The following is an 18016-nucleotide window of genomic DNA, read 5'->3' as shown; positions in this document are numbered from 1 at the left end:
GAAGCCCGTTCAGCCGGAACGCGGCCGGGAGCGGGCGCGGCGGCGCAGCGCACGGCGCTCCAGCTCGGTCGTACCGCCCCAGACGCCGATGCTCTGCCCGGTGTCCAGCGCCCAGTCGAGGCACTGCTCCCGGACCGGGCAGCCCGCGCAGACCGCCTTGGCCTGCTCCGCCTGCACCTGGGCGGGCCCGGTGCTGCCGATGGGGAAGAAGAGGTCGGGGTCCTCGTGACGGCACGCGGCGTGTTCGCGCCAGTTGTCCATGGAAGTCTCCTGGGTTCGCATCGCATCTCCCGGTTCCGGGTCGCGGTCGTCCGTCTCCTGTCGGGTTCAGGTATTCGGGTCACCGGTCGTGGCGTTGTGAAACGGGGTGATGGGCACTTGATCGGCCGAGCGGACCCGATCCGGTCACGACCGCGGCTCAACTCCAGCCCCCACGTAGGTGGTTCAGGGACCGGATGAAAAGAGGGCCGGCGTCAGCGGCGCAGCGCCTCGGCCGCCGTCGCCGACACCGCGTCGGCCAGGGCCGCGAGCCCGGGGGAGTCGAGCCGCCACTGCTGCCAGTGGAGCATGGCGTCCACCCACCGCCCGGGGGCGAGCAGGGCCAGCCGGCCCGTGCCGAGCAGCGCGGCGGCCTGGCTCTCCGGGACCAGGCCCCAGCCGAGCCCGGCGGCGACCGCTTCCACGAACCCCTCCGAGGTGGGCACCTGGTGCCGCAGCGGGCCGGCGGAGCCGCCGCCGAGGCGCCGGACGAAGCCGTCCTGGAAGTCGTCCTTGCGGTCGAAGACGATGACGGGGGACCGGGACAGCGCCTCCGGCAGCGGGGCCCCCTGCAGGTGGACGCGGACGAACTCCGGTGCGGCGACCGGCAGATAGCGCAGCCGGCCGAGCGGCCGGACCGTGCAGCCCGGCACCGGCTCGGCCGCGGTGGTGACGGCCGCCATCACCAGCCCCTCGCGCAGCAGGGCGGCGGTGTGGTCCTCGTCCTCCCGGTGCAGTTCGAAGCAGAGGCCCGGCGCCCGGCTCAGGGCCGGCAGGAACCAGGTCGCCAGCGAGTCGGCGTTCACCGCGACCGACACCCGCTGCGGCTGCCCGGCACCGCTCAGCCCCAGCTCGCCCCACGCGTCCCGCTCCAGCCGGGCCAACTGCCGGGCGAACCGCACCAGTACCGCGCCGGACTCGGTGGGCCGTACCGGCTTCGTGCGCTGCAACAGCACCCGGCCGGTGCGCTGTTCGAGGGCCTTGATCCGCTGGCTGACCGCCGACGGCGTCACGTGCAGGGCCGCCGCCGCCGCGTCGAAGGTGCCCTCGTCCACGACGGCGAGCAGCGTGCGCACCTGCTCCACCGGAAGATCTGCCATCACAAGTGCTAAGGATACGTAAGAATCTTTAGCTGTACTTGCGCGAGGCCTGCTGCCTAGCGTCGAGCGCATGAACCAAGCACTGACCGCCGCCCTCGCCGGATTCGCCTCCGGTCTGTCCCTGATCGTCGCCATCGGCGCCCAGAACGCCTTCGTGCTGCGGCAGGGGATACGGCGGGACGCCGTCCTCGCGGTGGTCGGCATCTGCGCCCTGTCCGACGCGGTGCTGATCGCGCTCGGGGTCGGCGGGGTGGGCGCCGTCGTGGTGGCCTGGCCGGGCGTGGTCCGGGCGGTCGGCGTCGTCGGCGGTCTCTTCCTGCTCGGCTACGGCGTCCTGGCCGCCCGCCGGGTCCTCAGGCCCGGCACCGGACTGCGCGCGGCCGACCCGGCGGGCGGCTCGCGGCGCCGGGCGGTGCTCACCTGTCTGGCCATGACCTGGCTCAACCCGCACGTCTACCTGGACACCGTGCTCCTGCTCGGCTCCCTCGCCGCCGGCCACGGGGCGCTGCGCTGGACCTTCGGCCTCGGCGCCGTCCTCGCCAGCCTGTGCTGGTTCACCGCGCTGGGCTTCGGCGCCCGGCTGCTCGCCCGGTATCTGGCCCGGCCCGGCGCCTGGCGCGTCCTGGACGGTCTGGTCGCGCTCACCATGCTGGCGCTCGGGGCCACTCTGCTGGCCGGATCCTGAGACGGACTGCTCGCCGCGCACGGGTCCCACCTGAGATAGTTAACTTCGCGAAGCGAAAAGCTGTAACAGGCAACCATGACATCCAGGACACCCGTGGACACCAGCGAGACCAGCGAGACCAGCCAGACCGGCGACACCAGGAGGACCGGCGGCGCCGACACCGCGCTCACCGCGCCGTCGGCCGGGGCCCCGTCCCGGCGCGGCTGGCGCCGCTGGGCGATGGACACCCGCCCCCTCGCGGTCCCCGCCTACCGGCGCCTGTGGTCGTCGACCATCGTCACCACCGTCGGCAGCCAGCTCACCGCCGTCGCCGTACCGAAGCAGATCTACGACATCACGCACTCCTCGGCCTGGGTCGGCTACGCGAGCCTCGCCGGCCTGGTGCCCATGGTCGCGTTCGCGCTGTGGGGCGGCGCGGTCGCCGACGCCGTGGACCGCCGCAAGCTGCTGCTGGTTACCAACATCGGCATCGCGGTCACCTCGGTGCTGTTCTGGGCGCAGGCGTTCGCGGGCGTCGGCTCGGTGCTGCTGCTGATGGTGCTGCTCGCGCTGCAACAGGCCTTCTTCGGGCTCAACGCCCCGGCCCGCACCGCCTCCATAGCCCGGCTGGTGCCCGCCGAACAGCTGGCCGCGGCCAACGCGCTCGGCTCCACGGTGGCGCAGACCGGTCTGGTGGTCGGCCCGCTGCTGGCCGGCGCGCTGATCCCGGTCGTCGGCCTGCCGGAGCTGTACCTCCTCGACGCCGTGGCCCTGTGCGTCACCGTGTGGGCCGTCTACCGGCTGCCCGCGCTGCCGCCCCTCGGGGACAGCGCCCGCCGGGCCGGCCTGCGCGAGATCGGGGAGGGGTTCCGCTATCTGCTGCTGCGCAAGGTGCTGCTGCTCTCCTTCCTGGCCGACATCGTCGCCATGGTCTTCGGCATGCCGCGCGCGCTCTTCCCGCAGCTGGCCGCCGAGACGTACGGCTCCTGGGGCGAGGGGCTCGCGCTCGGCCTGCTGTTCGCCGGCATCCCGGTCGGCGCGGTGCTCGGCGGGCTGTGCTCCGGTGTCTTCTCCCGGGCCCGCCGGCACGGCTGGATGGTCATCGGGTCGGTGGTCGGCTGGGGCGCGGCCATCGCCGGGTTCGGGCTGAGCGGCAACCTCTGGGTGGCGCTGGCCTTCCTCGCCGTCGCCGGTGTCGCCGACATGGTCTCGATGGTGTTCCGGGGCGCGATCCTGCTGTCGGCCGCGACCGACGAGATGCGCGGCCGGATGCAGGGCGTGTTCACGGTCGTCGTCGCGGGCGGCCCGCGCCTGGCCGACGTGCTGCACGGCACCGCCGGCTCGGTGTTCGGGCCGCGCGCCGCGGTGGCCGGGGGCGGCGCCCTGGTGGTCCTGGTGATGCTGGTCCTGACCCTCGCGGTCCCGGCGCTGCGCCGCTACCGGATCTGAGGTCAGAGCAGCCCGGTGCGGCGCCGGATCGCGTACTGGTCCATCAGCTTGCCGCGGGTCGTCTCCAGCCGGTGGGCGAGGATCTCGGCGACCGTCCGCACCAGCGACAGGCCCAGCAGCGGATCCTCCACACACACCGCGAGCACCGAGGGCCCGTCGAACTCGTAGGCCCGCACGTTGCTGAAGGCGACCGCGCCGAAGTCCCACCGGTACGGCGGGAACAGCCAGGACCAGCCGAGCAGGTCGCCCGCGCCGAGCGTGGCCACACTGACCCGCTGCCGGGAGGTGACCTGCTGGTCCAGGTGGACCGCGCCCGAGCGGATCACCCAGAACCGGTCGGCCGTACCGCCCGGCTCGAAGATGCGGGTGTCCTCCGGGAAGGACACCTCCCTGGCCAGTTCCATCAGGCGCTCGCGCTGGGCCTGGGGCAGCGCGGTGAGCAGTTTGATCGCTTTGGTCATGGCGCGGGGCTCCTCGCCGGCTGCGGTCCTGGTGCGGTGCTCACGTCCATTTCAGCCGCTGCCGCCGCCCCGAGCACCTCGAAGGGAGCGGATTTCTCCGCTCCGCCCCGGTGCGGGGCAGAAAAACGCCCTGGCTGGACGGGGGAAGCCAGCCAGGGCGGTCTGTGGTGACGCGGGGCGCGCGAAAGCACGGTTCCGGATGGACCCCAGTGCCACGTTGTAGAACGATAAATCATTCTGGGTGCGGGGGGAAAGCCCGGAAACGGATCAGGTGACCCGCCTCGTGCCCTCCGCCGCAGCCGGCGCCCTTCCGGGATCGACGATCTCCTCGAGCACCCGCAGCACCGCCCCGAACGCCAGTGCCCGGCCCGCCGCCTCCCGCGCGCCCTCCGGGTCCGTCGCCGTGAGGTCCCCGGCCCGCTCCAGCCAGGCCCGCTCCTCCTCGGCCGCACGCTCCCGGCCCCGCCTGATCCGCCGCAACAACTCGTCCGCGTCCACCACATCGGTCATGACCGACGGATACCCCGCGGGCGCGGTCGTGATGGCACCGGCACCGAACGCGTTTGAGGATGCGGGAAAGGGTCAGCCGAAACAGCGGAGAACCGGACCATCCGGTCACCGCTCAGGGGAGGAAAGGGATGCGCGACACCAACCGGACCAGCTCCTCCGCGACCTTGCGGGAACCCGCCCGCCGGCTGCCGGGCCGGCCGGCCGACGCCCGCAGAACCGTCCGGCGCGCGGTGGCCGAGGGATGCAGGGCCCACGCCCTGTCGTGCGGCACCGACGCCATGGCGGACGCCCTGCTGGTCACCTCGGAACTGACCACCAACGCCCTCCTGCACGGCGGCGGCATCACCGGTTTCGACGTGGACGTCGACTCCGGTGGCGTCCGGGTGTCGGTGAGCGACCGCAGCGACGAACTCCCGGTGGCCGCCGCGCCGGTGGACGAGAGCGGGCGCTTCCGGCCCGGCGGCCGCGGCTGGCCCATCGTCTGCCGGCTGGCCCGCGATGTCCGGGTGGCCGAACTGCCCTGCGGCGGCAAGCGCATCACCGCCGTCGTGCCGCTGAGCTGAATCGGTTGTTCCGCCCGCGTTTGCCTGCGCGGGCGGGGGGCAGGCGGAATCTCGTGCTTCGGACCGGAGGCGCGCGCCCAGCGGGGAGACCACCGCTGTCCGGGCCCCCTGCCGGCGGGCCCGGTGATTCCCCGCGGCGACCCTGACACCACCGTTCGGGCGAGATCCCGGAGCCTCGGTTCCGGACCGGCCCTGAAACCATGTTCAGGAGCGATTCCGCATGCTGACCGACATGTCGACAAGCCGTCCCGGTGCGCCCGGCACGACCACCGCCGCGTCCACCCGGCGCCCCCACGACGACGCACCGGAGACCGCCGAGCTGTTCACCCGGCTGGCGGAACTGGAGGACGGCCCCGAGCGGGACGCCGTACGCGACGAACTGGTCACCGCCTGGCTGCCCATGGCCCACCGGATCGCCGGCCGGTTCCGCGACCGCGGCGAGTCCGTGGAGGACCTGCGCCAGGTGGCGGCGCTCGGCCTGGTGAAGGCCATCGACCGCTTCGACCCCTCGCGCGGCGCCTTCGAGAGCTATGCCGTGCCGACCATCACCGGAGAGGTCAAGCGGCACTTCCGCGACCGGATGTGGGCCCTGCGGGTGCCCCGCCGGGTCCAGGAACTGCGCAACCGGGTACGGCTGGCCCGCCGCGAGCTGACCCAGCACCCCGGCAGCCCCGAGCCCACCGTGGCCGCCATAGCCGAGCACACCGGCCTCAGCGAGGAGGAGGTGTCCGCCGGGATGGAGGCGCTGGAGAGCTTCAGCACCCTGTCCCTGGACGCCGAACTCACCAGCGACGAGGACGGCTACAGCCTCGCCGACACCCTCGGCACGACGGACGGTTCCTTCGACGTCGTCGTGGACCGCGAGGCCGCCAAGGAGGGGCTGCGCCGACTGCCCGAGCGGGAGCGGGCCATCCTCTACATGCGCTTCTTCGAGGACATGACGCAGAGCCGGATCGCCGAGCACCTCGGCATCTCCCAGATGCACGTCTCCCGGCTCATCAGCCGCAGCTGCGCGCGCGTCCGCGACGAGGTGATGGGCCGCCGTCCCGGCGGCGCCGTGTGACACCGGCGGCCGGACGGGCCGTCACGTCTTCGGCCGCGCGGCGCCCGTACCGACCCCCAGCGGTCGCGCCAGACCGGAGACCGCCTCGTCCAGCCGCTGCAGATGGCGCAGCACCCGGTCCGTCACCCGCCCGTAGCGCGGGGTGCCCAGGGTTCCCGGCTCCAGCATCGACGCGATGCTGGGGCCGGACTCGATCTCGGCCTCGCCCCGCGGGTCGCCGAGGTGCGCGGCGATCGTCGCCATGTTCTGCACGATCCGCCCGCAGGCCCCGCGCAGCCGCGGGTCCGCCGCGATCGCCGGATGCGTCGGCAGCAGCTCGGCCGTCGCCGCGAGGGACCGCGCGTGGTACGCGCAGGTCTCCAGCAGCGCCACCACATAGCGGGCGGTGTCCCGCCGCGAGCGCAGCGGGGTGATGGGATGCGTCAGCGGCTGGGTGGCCCCGCGCAGATCGGCCAGCGCCTGGTCCAGCTCGCGGGCCAGCTCCACCAGATCGCCGCCCGTCGAACCGCTCAACTGCTCGACGGCGGCCCGGGTGACGTCGGCCAGCCGCTCCAGCACCGTCTCCAGCAGCTCGTTGGTGCGCCGGTTCGTGTGCACGGGCAGCACGACCGCCGCCGCGATCACCCCGCAGGCCGCGCCCAGCGCCGTCTCCTCGATCCGCAGCACCAGCACCGCCAGGCTGTAGGTGTTCAGCAGCGTGTAGAGCAGGCCCAGCATCGCCGTGACGAAGAACGACATCAGCGTGTACGACAGCGGCGCCGTGTAGAACATCGCGAAGACGAACAGCAGCACCAGCGCGAACGCCGTCCAGGTGTGGTGCCCGACCAGGCCGGCGAGCCCGATGCCCGCCACCACCCCGAGGACCGTGCCCAGCAGCCGCCGGTAGCCCTTGACCAGGATCTCCCCGGTGGAAGCGGTGTTGATGAACACGATCCAGCAGGTCAGCACCGCCCAGTACCAGCGCTGGCTGGACAGCAGCTCGCCGCCGAAGATGGCCAGGGACGAGCCGACGGCCACCTGGAGCGCCGCCCGGGTGGTGGGCCGGCTGAGCCCGGACGGCTCCGGCTCCTTCTCCTCGGCCTCCTCCTGGCTCTCGATCGCGGCGTCCTCCGCGTCCAGCTCCTCCCGCGACCGGGTGGTGGCCGGGCTGTCGTCGGACTCGTCCTGCGGCCCGTCCAGGGCGGTGCGCAGTCCCAGCACGGCCCGGGAGGCCTCGCCCAGACCACGGAAGACGTCCTGTACGGCCGGCGCGGCCGCGGGCAGGTTCTCCTCCTCCCGGTAACCGAGCAGCCGGTTGCGCACCTGGGCCAACGCCGTGCCGGACGCCTCGCTGCGGGGCCGCCGCACCAGCAGCCGCAGCGCGGTCAGGTCCCGGCGCAGCACGTCCGTCGCCGCGTCCCGCACCGGCAGCTCCGGCACGGCCGGCAGGACGGCGCCCGGCAGATGCAGGGTCAGCGTGTCGGTCCGTTCGGCGCTGCGCGCGGTGAGCAGCAGCAGCCCGAGCCGCTCGGCGGCGATCTCGGCGTCCGCGACCCGGCGTTGCAGCAGCCGGGCCGTGGCCGCGTCGCCGGTGCCGTCCTCCAGCCGGCCCTGGATCATCAGCGCCGTCTCGTGCAGCCGGGCGGTACGGGTGCGCAGGTCGTCCAGGACCTTGTCCACGTCGTCCGGCGCGGCGTCCAGCAGCTCCGTCTGGCGGGCGATCAGCTGGCCGAGCCGGGCGCGGAAGGCCCGCCGCAGCCGGTCCAGGGTGCCGGCCGGGGTCTGCGGCAGCAGCACGAACCGGGCGGCGGCGCTGCTCGCGAAGGCCACGCAGATCACGCCGTACAGCGCGGGCAGCGTGCCCGGGGTCGCGCCCACGAACAGGGACAGGAAGTAGACCTGGAAGCCGATCAGGCCGAGCGCCGTGCCGCGGTCGCCGAACCGGCGGCCGTAGACGGCGCAGAAGATCAGCACCACGAAGAACAGGTCGCCGACGACCACCCGCTGGTTCAGCCACGCGCCGAGCGAGACCGAGGCGAGCGCCACGGGCAGACCGAGCGCCAGGGTCACGGCCTGGGCCGCGCGCTGCTGCTCCCGGATCGCGAAGGTGGCGACCATAGCCGCGATGGCACCGGCGACCAGCCGGGGCACCGGGACGCCGACCAGGCCCAGCACGGCCAGGGTGAGCGCGATGGCGGTCACCGTGCGCAGCCCCGCGGTGAGTCTGATCAGTCCTGGGTCGGACGCGGCGAGCCGGTCCCACATCCGTGCCCAACCCGACCGCACCGCTTGCCTCACGCCGCCGCGCTCTCTCTCCCGTACCGGAAATCGATCTAGGACCAGCATCGCACGAGCCTCGGAACCGTCCCGTCCCGGCCGCCCGCCGCGGACCGCGAGAGGCCGCCGGCCAGATGGTGACGGCCGACGGCCCCGCGTGGCGCTCCCGACTCCGTCAGGAGTCCTCCAGCTCCCTGCCCTCCACCCGCGCCCGCACCTGCTCCGGTGTCAGATAGGAGTCGGTGTACTCGAAGTCCTTCAGCCGGGCCGGCTTGCGGGCCTGGAAGCCGGTGCGGACGAAATCGTCGCCCGCCACCGCGTTCAGCAGCCAGTTGGTCATCACCCGGGTCTTGGCGACACCGGTGCGCAGCGCGGACCAGTGGTAGCCCCGGGCCACCGCCTGGGCGGGCAGCCCGCGCAGCTCGACACCCAGCGGCTTGGACACCGCGTCCTTGCCGCCGAGGTCGACGACCAGACCCAGGTCCTTGTGGACGTAGGGCTCCATCGGCCGGCCGCGCAGGGTCGCGATGACGTTGTCGGCGACCTTGCTCCCCTGCCGCATCGCGTGCTGCGCGGTGGGCGGGCAGACCGCGCCCTGCTGACCCTTGGCCTCGTCGGGCACGGCCGCCGCGTCGCCGAGCGCGAACACCCCGTCGTTGCCCGGCAGGCACATCTCCGCGGTGACCGCGAGCCGCCCGCGGACCGTCTCCGCGCCGAGCGTGGCGATCAGCGGACTGGCCGCCACGCCCGCCGTCCAGATGAGCGTGTGCGTCGGCACCACCCGGCCGTCGGTGAAGGTGACCTCCTCCGCGCCGGCCTTGTCGATCGACACCCCGAGCGACACGTCGATACCGCGCCGCTTGAGGACCTCCTGCGCGCTGCGCCCGAGCTTGTCGCCCAGTTCGGGCATGAGCTTGGGCGCGATGTCGATCAGATGCCACTTGATCAGGCCGGGGTCGAGGCGCGGGTAGCGCCGTACGGCGGCGTGCGTGAGCCGCTGGAGGCAGGCCGCCGTCTCGGTGCCGGCGTACCCGCCGCCGACCACCACGAACTGCAGGCGCGCCGCCCGCTCGGCCGGATCGTCACTGGCGTCGGCGAGGTCCAGCTGCGAGATGACGTGATCGCGGATGTAGGCGGCCTCGGCGAGCGTCTTCATGCCGAAGGCGTGCTCGACCAGGCCGGGGATGTCGAAGGTGCGGGTCACGCTGCCCGGGGCCAGCACGATGTAGTCGTACGGCTCGTTGACGATCTTGTCCGTGATGGTCCGGACGACGCACACCTTGGCTTTCAGGTCCACCCCGATCGCGCCGCCCGGCAGGATCCGGGTCCGGTACTTGCTGCTGCGGCGCAGCGACAGGGCGATGGACTGCGGCGTGAGCACACCGGAGGCCACCTGGGGCAGCAGGGGCAGGTAGAGCTGGTAGGAGAACGGCGTCACCAGGGTGACGTCGGCCTCGTCGGGGGCGAGTTTCCGCTCCAGGCGGCGGACGCACTCGACTCCGGCGAAGCCGGCGCCAACCACCAGGATCCTGGGTCGTGTCACGGTGTTCATCCCTTTCTGCGGCTCCAGGCGGTCCGACTCGACGCCGTTCGCATGCCCTGGATCGCGGCGCACAGGCTTCGATCCCACCGCTGTCCGTGCGGCTGCGCGAGCCGGACGCGGCAGGCGGCCGAAAGGGCGGGTACCCGCGCGGGGCCGCGGATCACCAGGGCAAGAAGACGTGGATGTCCTTGCCGTCCTCGTGCACCACCACGCTGACCTGCGTGCACAGCGTGTGCACCAGGTGCCAGCCGATCCCGCCGCCACCCGTGCGCGGATGGAAGGGCCGCGGCTCCGGCCTGGTGGTGTTCGAGTCCCGCATGGTCACGTGCACCCCGTCGAAGGTGCGGCGCATCCGCAGGCCGAACGGCCCGGGTGCGTACTGGATGACATTGGCGGCCAGTTCGGTCACCACCAGCAGGATGTCGTCCCAGTACTCGGGCGCGCCCGGCGGCGACTTGCCGGCCAGGGCGAGCAGGAAGTCCTCCGCGGCCAGCCGCGCCTCCGTGACGTTGCGCAGCTCACCCGCGAAGGAGAACGTACGCTCGTACCTTTCCTCCGAGGGCGGTGTGTCGTCCCAACGCGGCTCCGTCGCCATCTCGCAATCCCCGGTCCCGGCCGGCGAGGGCCCGGTGGGCGCCTTGCGGCCGGAACGGTCGTCGTTGCCGATCTCTTTCGTGCGTGCGGGTTCCCACAGCCGCACAGGCTATCCGTCCGGCACCTGTGCCGGTTCCGTGACGGATGCCCCTCCTCAGCGGAAGACGTCGTCCGGCTCGTCCCAGTCGGCCGGCTCCCGCGCTCCCCGGCGGGCCGGGGAGCGTGCCGCGTACATGGCGTCGATCTCGGCGGCGTAGTGCCGCGCGATCGCGTCCCGGCGCGGCTTCATGGACGGCGTCAGCAGACCGTCCGCGACGGCGAACGGCTCCGGCAGGACCCGGTGGACGCGGATGGACTCCGCGCGGGAGACGGCGCTGTTGGCCGAGGCGACGGCCCGCGCGAGCTCCTCCCGCAGCGCGTACTCCTCCCGGCTCTCCCGGCCGGCCGGATCGCCGCGCAGGGCCCGCGCGGCCCGCCAGTGTGCGAGGAACTCCGGGTCCAGGGTGATCAGGGCACCCACACAGGGCCGGTCGTCGCCGACCACCACCGCCTGGTGCACCAGGGGATGCATGCGCAGCCGCCGCTCCAGCGGGGCCGGGGCCACACTCTGGCCGCCGCTGGTGACGATGATCTCCTTCTTGCGCCCGGTGATGGTCAGATAGCCCTCGGCGTCCAGCCGCCCGATGTCCCCGGTGGCCAGCCAGCCGCCGCGCAGCGCCGCCCGGGTGGCCTCCTCCTGGCCGACGTAGCCCTGGAACACCGACGGCCCGCGCACCAGGATCTCCCCGTCGTCGGCCACCCGGACCTCGGTGCCCGGCAGCGGCCGGCCCACGGTTCCCGACTTCTCCCGGCCGGGTGGCTGCAGCGTGATCCCGCCGGAGACCTCGGTGAGCCCGTACCCGTCGTGCACGTGCACCCCGATGCCCTGGAAGAACAGGGACAGTTCCGGGCCCAGCGCGCAGCCGCCCGAGCCGCCCCGCCGGACCCGGCCGCCGAGCGCCGCCCGCAGTCCGCGGTACACCGTCCGCTCGTACAGGGCGTGCCGGCCCCGCAGTTCGAGCCCGGGGCCGGTGCCGCGGCCCAGCCTGCGCCGTTCCTCGGCCGCGGCGAAGTCCCGCGCGGTCCGCGCGGCCCGCTCGAAGAGCGCGCCCCGGCCGGCCCGTTCGGCCGCCCGCACGAACCCCTTGTACGTCCGCTCGAACACCGACGGCACCCCGTACAGGTACGTCGGCCGGAACGTGGCCAGCGCCGACGCCAGCGCCCCCTCGCCCGGCTCCGGCAGATGCGCCATCAGCACACCGCCGCGCACACACGACACCATGATCATGATGCCGTAGACGTGGGAGAACGGCAGGAAGGCCAGCACGGACGGCTGCTCGCCCGGCGCCGCCGCGGCGTGCGCCCCGGCCGGCAGCGTGTCGGCCCGGTAGGCCAGAGCCCGGTGGCTGAGCGCGCAGCCCAGCGGGCGGCCCGAGGTGCCCGAGGTGTGGACGACGGCCGCCGTGGCGTCCGGCAGCACGATCCGGCGCAGCGACTCCACCGTGGTGTACGGCACCCGCGCGCCCCGCCGGGCCAGTTCGCGCACCGCGTCCGCGTCGAGCTGCCACACGTGCCGCAGCCGGGGCAGCCGGGCGCACACCGTGCCCACCGTCATCGCGCCCTGCTCGTCCTCGACCACGACGGCCACGCAGTCGGCGTCCCGCAGGATGCACTCGGCCTGCTCGCGCGCGGCGGCCGGATGCACCGGCACGACCTCGGCGCCCACCGCCCACAGGGCGTACGCGAACACCGTCCACTCGTACCGGGTGCGGGCCATCAGGGCCACCCGGTGCCCGGGCGAGATCCCGGCGGCGACCAGCCCCTTGGCCAGGTCGACCACCTCGTCCCGGACCTCCGCCGCCGTCACCTCCTCCCACCCGCCGGCGTCCGTTCCGGCGCGGCGCGCCAGCAGCGGCAGGGCCGGGTCGCGGCCGGCGAGGTCGAAGAGGCCGTCGGCGAGGCCGCCGGTGAGCGGCGGGACGACGGGCGGAGCGAAGGCGATGTCCCGCATGCGCTGCTCCCGGGTGTACGCAGGGTCACTCCGCCGACCGGCTCGGTGTCGGCGGTGCTCGAATGTAGCCCAGCCGACCGCGTCCGGTACCGGGATCGCGGAACTCGTGATCGTCCTGATGAAGTGGACGTGTCCGGGGGACTCGGGGGACATGACCCATGTGAACCCCGACCCGGAACCGGAGCGCACCAGCGGGCTGGAGCCCGGCGGCGGCGTCCCGCCCGGCGAGACCCCGCCCGCCGAGAGCAGTCTGCCGGAGGCCGGACCCCGTCAGCCGGACACCCGGCAGAGAGGCTGGGGCAAGGCGCCGCTGACGCTGATCCTCGCCCTCGTGATCCTGATCGCCGCGTTCTTCCTGGTGTACGCGCTCATCCTGATCCTCTGAACCGGCCCGCCCGGGGGTGCCGAGCCGGACCGGTCCGGGGCGACCTCAGTCCTGGGTGAGCCGCACGCACTCCGTGACGACGTCCCGCAGGCTGCCGGTGCGCTCCATCAGCCCGCGCTGCACCCGGGCGCCGTTGCCCGAGCGCAGCAGCTCCTCGACGCCCTGCTCGGCGCCGGCCGTGTCACCGTGGTCGGCGAGCGCGTCCGCGGTGTGCTCCAGCAGTGCCCGCAGCACCTCGGCGGCCGGCCGGGGGCGCAGCGTCACCGGGTCGAGCAGCTTTCCGTCCACGCCCTCGCGGGCGGCCTGCCAGGAGGCCATCCGCAGCAGGTTCACACTGTGCTCCAGCGGTGGCCGGCCGGCCCGCCAGTCCCGCGCCGCCGTCTCCACCAGACCCCGGGCCAGGGTGGCGATCAGCACCGGAGTGCGCGCGCACAGGCTCACGTCCGACACCCGGATCTCCACGGTGGGGTACCGGGCGGACAGCCGGGCGTCGAAGTAGACCATCTTCTCGTCCAGGATGACGCCGGTGTCCACCATGTCCGCCACCCGCCGGTGGTAGCGCTCGGGCGTCTCGAACAGCTCGGTCGGACCGGCCGACGGCCAGCGCTCCCACACCCGGCTGCGGTAGCTGGCGTACCCGCTGTCCCGGCCCTGCCAGAACGGCGAGTTCGCGCTGATCGCGGTCAGCACCGGCAGCCAGGGGCGGATCCGGTCCAGGACCGCGACGCCCTCCTCGTCGGACTCCACCGAGACGTGCACATGGCAGCCGCAGACCAGCTGGTCGCGGGTGCCCACCCCGTACCGCTCGGCGAGCCACTCGTAGCGCTCGTTGACGGTGAGGGAGGGGCTGACCGGGAGCGGGGACGTGGCGAGCGCGGCGACCGCGCAGCCGATCTCCCCGGCGTGCCGCGCCGCCTCCTTGCGGCAGCGCACGATCTCCTCGCCGAGGGCCGTCATGTCCGACTGCGGATGCGTGGCGAACTCCAGCATCTGCCCGAACAGTTCCTTCTCGAAGACCTCCTGGCCGGGATCGTCCTGGGCGGCGCGGGCGAGCACGGCCGCCGCGAGTGCCTTCGGGTCGCCGCTGTCCGGATGGACCAGGAGGAGTTCCTCCTCCACACCGACGGTGCGCACGTGGTGCCGCCTCTCTCCCATGCCACGAGGGGCAGTCTCGGGTCTGTACGACCCAGACTGCCCCTGTTGCCGCCGCCGACACCTGCGGCCGCCCGGCCCGCCCGGTCAGGTCACCGGTGTCAGCCAGACCGTGGCGAGCGGCGGGAGCGTGAGGGAGAGCATGCCGTCCGCCGGCTTCAGCGGGCCCTCGGCCGTGACCCCGCCCCCGCCGTAGCGGACGTCGTCGGTGTTCAGGACCTCCTGCCAGGCCGGCACCTCCTCGGGCACCCACAGCCGGTAGTCGTGCCGGACGACGGGGGAGAAGTTCGTCACCGCCAGCAGCGGGGAGCCGGCGGCGTCGAAGCGCAGGAACGCGAAGACGTTGTCGTCCGCCGCGTCGCACAGCACCCACCGGAAGCCGCCCGGGTCGGTGTCCCGCTGCCACAGCGCGGGCAGCTCCCGGTAGCGGCCGTTGAGGTCCCGCACCAGGTCCCGCACACCCCGGTGATCGCCCGCCGAGTGGTAGTCGTCGCCCAGCAGCCACCACTCCGGGCCGTGCGCCTCGGACCACTCGGCGCCCTGTGCGAACTCCTGCCCCATGAAGAGCAGTTGCTTGCCCGGGTGCGCCCACATGAAGGCGAGATAGGCGCGGTGGTCGGCCCGCCGCTGCCACCAGTCGCCGGGCATCTTCGACACCAGCGCCTGCTTGCCGTGCACCACCTCGTCGTGCGAGATCGGCAGCACGTAGTTCTCGCTGTACGCGTACACCATCGAGAACGTCAGCTCGTGGTGGTGGTACTTGCGGTGCACCGGCTCCTTCTGCACGTACTCCAGCGAGTCGTGCATCCAGCCCATGTTCCACTTCAGCCCGAAGCCCAGCCCGCCGCCGTCCGTCGGCCGCGTGACCCCGTCCCAGGCCGTGGACTCCTCGGCGATGGTGACGACACCCGGGCAGCGCCGGTACACGGTCGCGTTCATCTCCTGGAGGAACGCCACCGCGTCCAGGTCCTCCCGGCCGCCGAAGACGTTCGGCTCCCACTGCCCGGAGTCCCGGGAATAGTCCAGGTACAGCATGGAGGCGACGGCGTCCACGCGCAGCCCGTCGATGTGGAACTGCTCGCACCAGTACACGGCGTTGGCCACGAGGAAGTTGCGCACCTCGGTGCGCCCGTAGTCGAACTCGTAGGTGCCCCAGTCCGGATGCTCGGCCCGCCGCCAGTCCCCGGGCTCGTACAGCGGCTCCCCGTCGAACCGGGCCAGTGCCCAGTCGTCCTTCGGGAAGTGCGCCGGCACCCAGTCCATGATCACGCCGATGCCCGCCCGGTGCAGGGCGTCCACCAGGTACCGGAAGTCGTCCGGAGAGCCCAGCCGGGGCGTCGGCGCGTAGTAGGAGGTCACCTGGTAGCCCCAGGAGCCGCTGAACGGATGCCCGGCCACCGGCATCAGCTCCACATGCGTGAAGCCCATCTCCGCGACGTACGCCGGGAGTTCGTCGGCGAGCTGACGGTACGTCAATCCAGGCCGCCAGGACGGCAGATGCACCTCGTACACCGAGAAGGGCGCCTCGTGCACCGGGGTGTCGCCGCGGTGCGCCATCCAGTCCGCGTCGCCCCACGTGTAGTGCGAGACGGTGACGACCGACGCCGTGTCCGGCGGCACCTCGGTGCCCCGCGCCATCGGGTCGGCCTTGAGGAACCGGTGCCCGTGCCGCGAGGTGATCTCGAACTTGTACCGGCTGCCCTCGCCGATCCCGGGCAGGAACAGCTCCCACACCCCGGACGCGCCCAGCGAGCGCATCGGGTACTGGGTGCCGTCCCAGTACGTGAAGTCACCGGCCACCCGGACACCCCGGGCGTTCGGCGCCCACACCGTGAACCGGGTGCCGGCCACGCCCTGGTGGGTCATCGGCTCGGCGCCGAGCGCCCGCCACAGCTCCTCGTGCCGGCCCTCGCGGATCAGATGCAGGTCCAGCTCGCCGAGGGCGGGCAGGAAGCGGTACGGGTCGTGCGTCTCCTGCTCGCCGTCGTCGTACGCCACCAGCAGCGTGTACTCCGGGATCTCCGGGTGCGGCAGGACGGCCGAGAACAGACCGCCGCCGTCGGAGGCCAGCCGGGTGCTCATCCCGTCGATCACCACGCTCACCGAGCGCGCGTTCGGGCGCAGCGCCCGGAACACGGTGCCGCCCGGCACCGGGTGCGCGCCCAGCAGGGCGTGCGGATCGTGGTGCGTGCCGCCGAGCAGCCGCTCGCGGTCCGCGGCGTCGAGCGCGGTGGGCGGGGGCTCGGCCCGGACCGGGTCCGCGGCGGGAACCGCCGCGCGCCGCCGCCGGGGGCCCGCCGTCTCCGGACGTGTCGTGTCGCGCAGTGCCATGCCGTCAGCCTCCCCACACGGCGAGTCGCTTGATCGCCGCCATCGGTACCGGCAGCCAGTCGGGCCGGTGTCTCGCCTCGTACAGCACTTCGTAGACCGCCCTGTCCGTCTCGTGCGCGCGCAGCAGCGCGTGCTTCTTGCGTGGGTCCCAGCCGGCCCGGGCCGCGTAGCCCGCGCAGAACGCCTCCCGGCAGCGGCGTGCCCACTCGGGTCGCCAGGGGCGGCGCTGCCGGGCCGCGTAGTCGAAGGAGCGCAGCATCCCGGCCACGTCCCGCACCGGGGACTGCGGGGTCCGCCGCTCGGCCAGCGGCCGGGACGGCTCGCCCTCGAAGTCGATGACGAACCAGTCGCGCCCGGCCCACAGCACCTGCCCGAGGTGCAGGTCGCCGTGGATGCGCTGGGCCGGGGGCCCGGTGTCGCAGGTGGCGAGCGCCCCGAACGCGGCCTTGAGGCCGGGCACGTAGGGCCGCAGTCCGGGCACCGCGTGCGCTGCGGCGTCCAGCCGTGCGCACATCTCCTGCGCGGTACGGCCGTTCTCGCCCGGCCCGGCCGGCGGGAACGCCCCGGCCAGCGCCAGGTGCACCTCGGCCATGGCCCGGCCCAGTGCCCGCGCCTCGGCGGTGAAGTCGTCCCCGGCGGCGAGCGCCCGCAGGGCCAGCGTCCAGCCGTCGGTGGCGTCCGGCAGGAACGGCTGGAGCACGCCGAGCGTGGCGGGGCTGGGCGCGGTGGTGCTGAACCAGGCCACCGGCGCCGGCACCCGGGTGCAGCCCTGTCCGGCCAGCGCGGCGGACACCTCCAGGTCCGGATTGGTCCCGGGCTGGATGCGGCGGAACAGCTTCAGGATGTACGCGTCGCCGTACACGATCGACGTGTTGGACTGCTCGGCGTCCAGCAGCCGCGGCGGCAGGCCCCCGGGCAGGTGCGCGGCCGGGTCGGCCTCGAAGCGCAGCGGCCCCGCCGTCCCCGGCTGCCGCAGCCGCTCCAGCAGCAGGTGGGCCGAGCGCGGGTCGTGCAGCGCGTCGTAGACCGTGAGTCCGGCGAGCGGTCCCTCGGTGGCCCGGCCGATGTACGCCCGCTCAAGACGCGGCGCCGGACGCTCGCGCAGGCCCAGCAGCAGCTGGTAGCAGTCGCCGGGCAGCGAGGTGCCGCCCGGGGTGGGCACCGGCGCGTGGGAGGCGTGCACCAGCAGGTGCAGACACCCGGGGAACAGCTCGGTCACGGACAGCACCGACAGATCGGTGACCGGCCGGTCCTTGCCGGCGAACCAGCGTTGCCTCGGCAACCACTCGCGCAACAGGGCGCCGAGCGAGACCAGGGGACCGTCGACGCCGACGGCGGTTCTCGGTCGGGGAGTGATGGTCTTCGGCATGGTGACGCGTCCTTTCCTCGGCGCCGGGCGTCAGCGGCGGCGGCCGATGCGGGATGCGACTCGGGTGAGCCGGAACCAGTAGAAGCCGTGGCCTTGCAGGGTCAGCAGGTAGGGGAGTTCGCCGATGGCCGGGAAGCGGACCCCCCCGAACAGTTCGACCGGGTGGCGTCCGTCGAAGACGCGCAGGTCGAGTTCGGTGGGCTGCGCGAACCGCGAGAAGTTGTGCACGCACAGGACGAGGTCGTCCTCGTACTCGCGCAGGAAGGCG

General features: G+C 73.5%; 17 protein-coding genes. 5 read left to right on the top strand and 12 right to left on the bottom strand.

Annotated features, from left to right (window positions below; genetic code table 11):
- Positions 1-9 precede the first annotated feature (9 nt).
- Both NX794_RS33910 and NX794_RS33905 read right to left on the bottom strand, forming a co-directional pair.
- On the bottom strand, positions 10-261 hold the full coding sequence (locus NX794_RS33910) for a WhiB family transcriptional regulator (RefSeq protein ID WP_258783528.1): 252 nt from the start codon (positions 259-261) through the stop codon (positions 10-12).
- Positions 262-473: 212 nt separating this feature from the next.
- The gene (locus NX794_RS33905; protein ID WP_258783527.1) at positions 474-1361 is read right to left on the bottom strand and encodes a LysR family transcriptional regulator ArgP; all 888 of its coding nucleotides are present in this window, start codon (positions 1359-1361) and stop codon (positions 474-476) included.
- A gap of 67 nt (positions 1362-1428) precedes the next feature.
- Here NX794_RS33905 and NX794_RS33900 point away from each other — a divergent pair, with 67 nt between their 5' ends.
- Entirely contained in the window at positions 1429-2043 is a 615-nt protein-coding gene (locus NX794_RS33900) for a LysE/ArgO family amino acid transporter (RefSeq protein ID WP_258783526.1), read from the top strand.
- 93 nt (positions 2044-2136) lie between these two features.
- Positions 2137-3471: an MFS transporter gene (locus tag NX794_RS33895; RefSeq protein ID WP_428986014.1), complete on the top strand. Its 1335-nt coding sequence runs from the start codon at positions 2137-2139 to the stop codon at positions 3469-3471.
- A gap of 2 nt (positions 3472-3473) precedes the next feature.
- Here NX794_RS33895 and NX794_RS33890 read toward each other — a convergent pair whose 3' ends face one another.
- Both NX794_RS33890 and NX794_RS33885 read right to left on the bottom strand, forming a co-directional pair.
- Positions 3474-3932, bottom strand: coding sequence for a cyclic nucleotide-binding domain-containing protein (locus tag NX794_RS33890; protein WP_258783524.1), 459 nt, complete (start codon positions 3930-3932; stop codon positions 3474-3476).
- 267 nt (positions 3933-4199) lie between these two features.
- Positions 4200-4442 carry a hypothetical protein gene (locus NX794_RS33885; protein WP_258783523.1) on the bottom strand — a complete coding sequence of 81 codons (243 nt, stop codon included), beginning with the start codon at positions 4440-4442 and terminating at the stop codon, positions 4200-4202.
- Positions 4443-4570: 128 nt separating this feature from the next.
- Here NX794_RS33885 and NX794_RS33880 point away from each other — a divergent pair, with 128 nt between their 5' ends.
- Positions 4571-5005, top strand: coding sequence for an ATP-binding protein (locus NX794_RS33880; RefSeq protein WP_258783522.1), 435 nt, complete (start codon positions 4571-4573; stop codon positions 5003-5005).
- A 220-nt stretch (positions 5006-5225) separates the two neighbouring features.
- Positions 5226-6068 (top strand): RNA polymerase sigma factor SigF, encoded by an 843-nt coding sequence (locus NX794_RS33875; protein ID WP_258783521.1) that lies wholly within the window; start codon positions 5226-5228, stop codon positions 6066-6068.
- Positions 6069-6089: 21 nt separating this feature from the next.
- On the opposite strand, the gene NX794_RS33870 is transcribed toward NX794_RS33875, so the two are convergent.
- From NX794_RS33870 to NX794_RS33855, 4 genes are all read right to left on the bottom strand, one after another.
- Entirely contained in the window at positions 6090-8312 is a 2223-nt protein-coding gene (locus NX794_RS33870) for an FUSC family protein (RefSeq protein ID WP_258783520.1), read from the bottom strand.
- Between the two features lie 187 nt (positions 8313-8499).
- Positions 8500-9876: an NAD(P)/FAD-dependent oxidoreductase gene (locus NX794_RS33865; protein WP_258783519.1), complete on the bottom strand. Its 1377-nt coding sequence runs from the start codon at positions 9874-9876 to the stop codon at positions 8500-8502.
- A gap of 151 nt (positions 9877-10027) precedes the next feature.
- The gene (locus NX794_RS33860; RefSeq protein ID WP_258783518.1) at positions 10028-10462 is read right to left on the bottom strand and encodes an ATP-binding protein; all 435 of its coding nucleotides are present in this window, start codon (positions 10460-10462) and stop codon (positions 10028-10030) included.
- A gap of 153 nt (positions 10463-10615) precedes the next feature.
- Positions 10616-12511 carry an AMP-dependent synthetase/ligase gene (locus tag NX794_RS33855; protein WP_258783517.1) on the bottom strand — a complete coding sequence of 632 codons (1896 nt, stop codon included), beginning with the start codon at positions 12509-12511 and terminating at the stop codon, positions 10616-10618.
- Positions 12512-12662: 151 nt separating this feature from the next.
- Here NX794_RS33855 and NX794_RS33850 point away from each other — a divergent pair, with 151 nt between their 5' ends.
- On the top strand, positions 12663-12896 hold the full coding sequence (locus tag NX794_RS33850) for a DUF6480 family protein (protein ID WP_258783516.1): 234 nt from the start codon (positions 12663-12665) through the stop codon (positions 12894-12896).
- Between the two features lie 45 nt (positions 12897-12941).
- On the opposite strand, the gene NX794_RS33845 is transcribed toward NX794_RS33850, so the two are convergent.
- From NX794_RS33845 to NX794_RS33830, 4 genes are all read right to left on the bottom strand, one after another.
- The gene (locus tag NX794_RS33845; RefSeq protein ID WP_258783515.1) at positions 12942-14030 is read right to left on the bottom strand and encodes a glutamate--cysteine ligase 2; all 1089 of its coding nucleotides are present in this window, start codon (positions 14028-14030) and stop codon (positions 12942-12944) included.
- Positions 14031-14135: 105 nt separating this feature from the next.
- Positions 14136-16379: a 1,4-alpha-glucan branching enzyme gene (gene glgB, locus NX794_RS33840; RefSeq protein WP_258783514.1), complete on the bottom strand. Its 2244-nt coding sequence runs from the start codon at positions 16377-16379 to the stop codon at positions 14136-14138.
- 4 nt (positions 16380-16383) lie between these two features.
- Positions 16384-17748 (bottom strand): maltokinase N-terminal cap-like domain-containing protein, encoded by a 1365-nt coding sequence (locus NX794_RS33835; RefSeq protein ID WP_258783513.1) that lies wholly within the window; start codon positions 17746-17748, stop codon positions 16384-16386.
- Between the two features lie 30 nt (positions 17749-17778).
- A partial coding sequence (locus NX794_RS33830; protein ID WP_258783512.1) for an alpha-glucosidase C-terminal domain-containing protein occupies positions 17779-18016 on the bottom strand: 238 nt, incomplete at its 5' end.

Source organism: Streptomyces pyxinicus (assembly GCF_024753135.1).
In the GTDB taxonomy this organism is placed as follows: domain Bacteria; phylum Actinomycetota; class Actinomycetes; order Streptomycetales; family Streptomycetaceae; genus Streptomyces; species Streptomyces pyxinicus.
Note: the sequence above shows the minus strand (reverse complement) of the source record. Positions and strands in the feature narration are given on the sequence as shown.

Bases quoted from the DNA above. Each gene is read 5' to 3' on its own strand.
- NX794_RS33875 (WP_258783521.1), top strand. From the start codon at position 5,226: ATGCTGACCGACATGTCGACAAGCCGTCCCGGTGCGCCCGGCACGACC.
- NX794_RS33870 (WP_258783520.1), bottom strand. From the start codon at position 8,312: ATGTGGGACCGGCTCGCCGCGTCCGACCCAGGACTGATCAGACTCACC.
- NX794_RS33860 (WP_258783518.1), bottom strand. From the start codon at position 10,462: ATGGCGACGGAGCCGCGTTGGGACGACACACCGCCCTCGGAGGAAAGG.
- NX794_RS33900 (WP_258783526.1), top strand. From the start codon at position 1,429: ATGAACCAAGCACTGACCGCCGCCCTCGCCGGATTCGCCTCCGGTCTG.
- NX794_RS33850 (WP_258783516.1), top strand. From the start codon at position 12,663: ATGACCCATGTGAACCCCGACCCGGAACCGGAGCGCACCAGCGGGCTG.
- NX794_RS33890 (WP_258783524.1), bottom strand. From the start codon at position 3,932: ATGACCAAAGCGATCAAACTGCTCACCGCGCTGCCCCAGGCCCAGCGC.
- NX794_RS33835 (WP_258783513.1), bottom strand. From the start codon at position 17,748: ATGCCGAAGACCATCACTCCCCGACCGAGAACCGCCGTCGGCGTCGAC.
- NX794_RS33880 (WP_258783522.1), top strand. From the start codon at position 4,571: ATGCGCGACACCAACCGGACCAGCTCCTCCGCGACCTTGCGGGAACCC.
- NX794_RS33865 (WP_258783519.1), bottom strand. From the start codon at position 9,876: ATGAACACCGTGACACGACCCAGGATCCTGGTGGTTGGCGCCGGCTTC.
- glgB (WP_258783514.1), bottom strand. From the start codon at position 16,379: ATGGCACTGCGCGACACGACACGTCCGGAGACGGCGGGCCCCCGGCGG.
- NX794_RS33910 (WP_258783528.1), bottom strand. From the start codon at position 261: ATGGACAACTGGCGCGAACACGCCGCGTGCCGTCACGAGGACCCCGAC.
- NX794_RS33855 (WP_258783517.1), bottom strand. From the start codon at position 12,511: ATGCGGGACATCGCCTTCGCTCCGCCCGTCGTCCCGCCGCTCACCGGC.
- NX794_RS33885 (WP_258783523.1), bottom strand. From the start codon at position 4,442: ATGACCGATGTGGTGGACGCGGACGAGTTGTTGCGGCGGATCAGGCGG.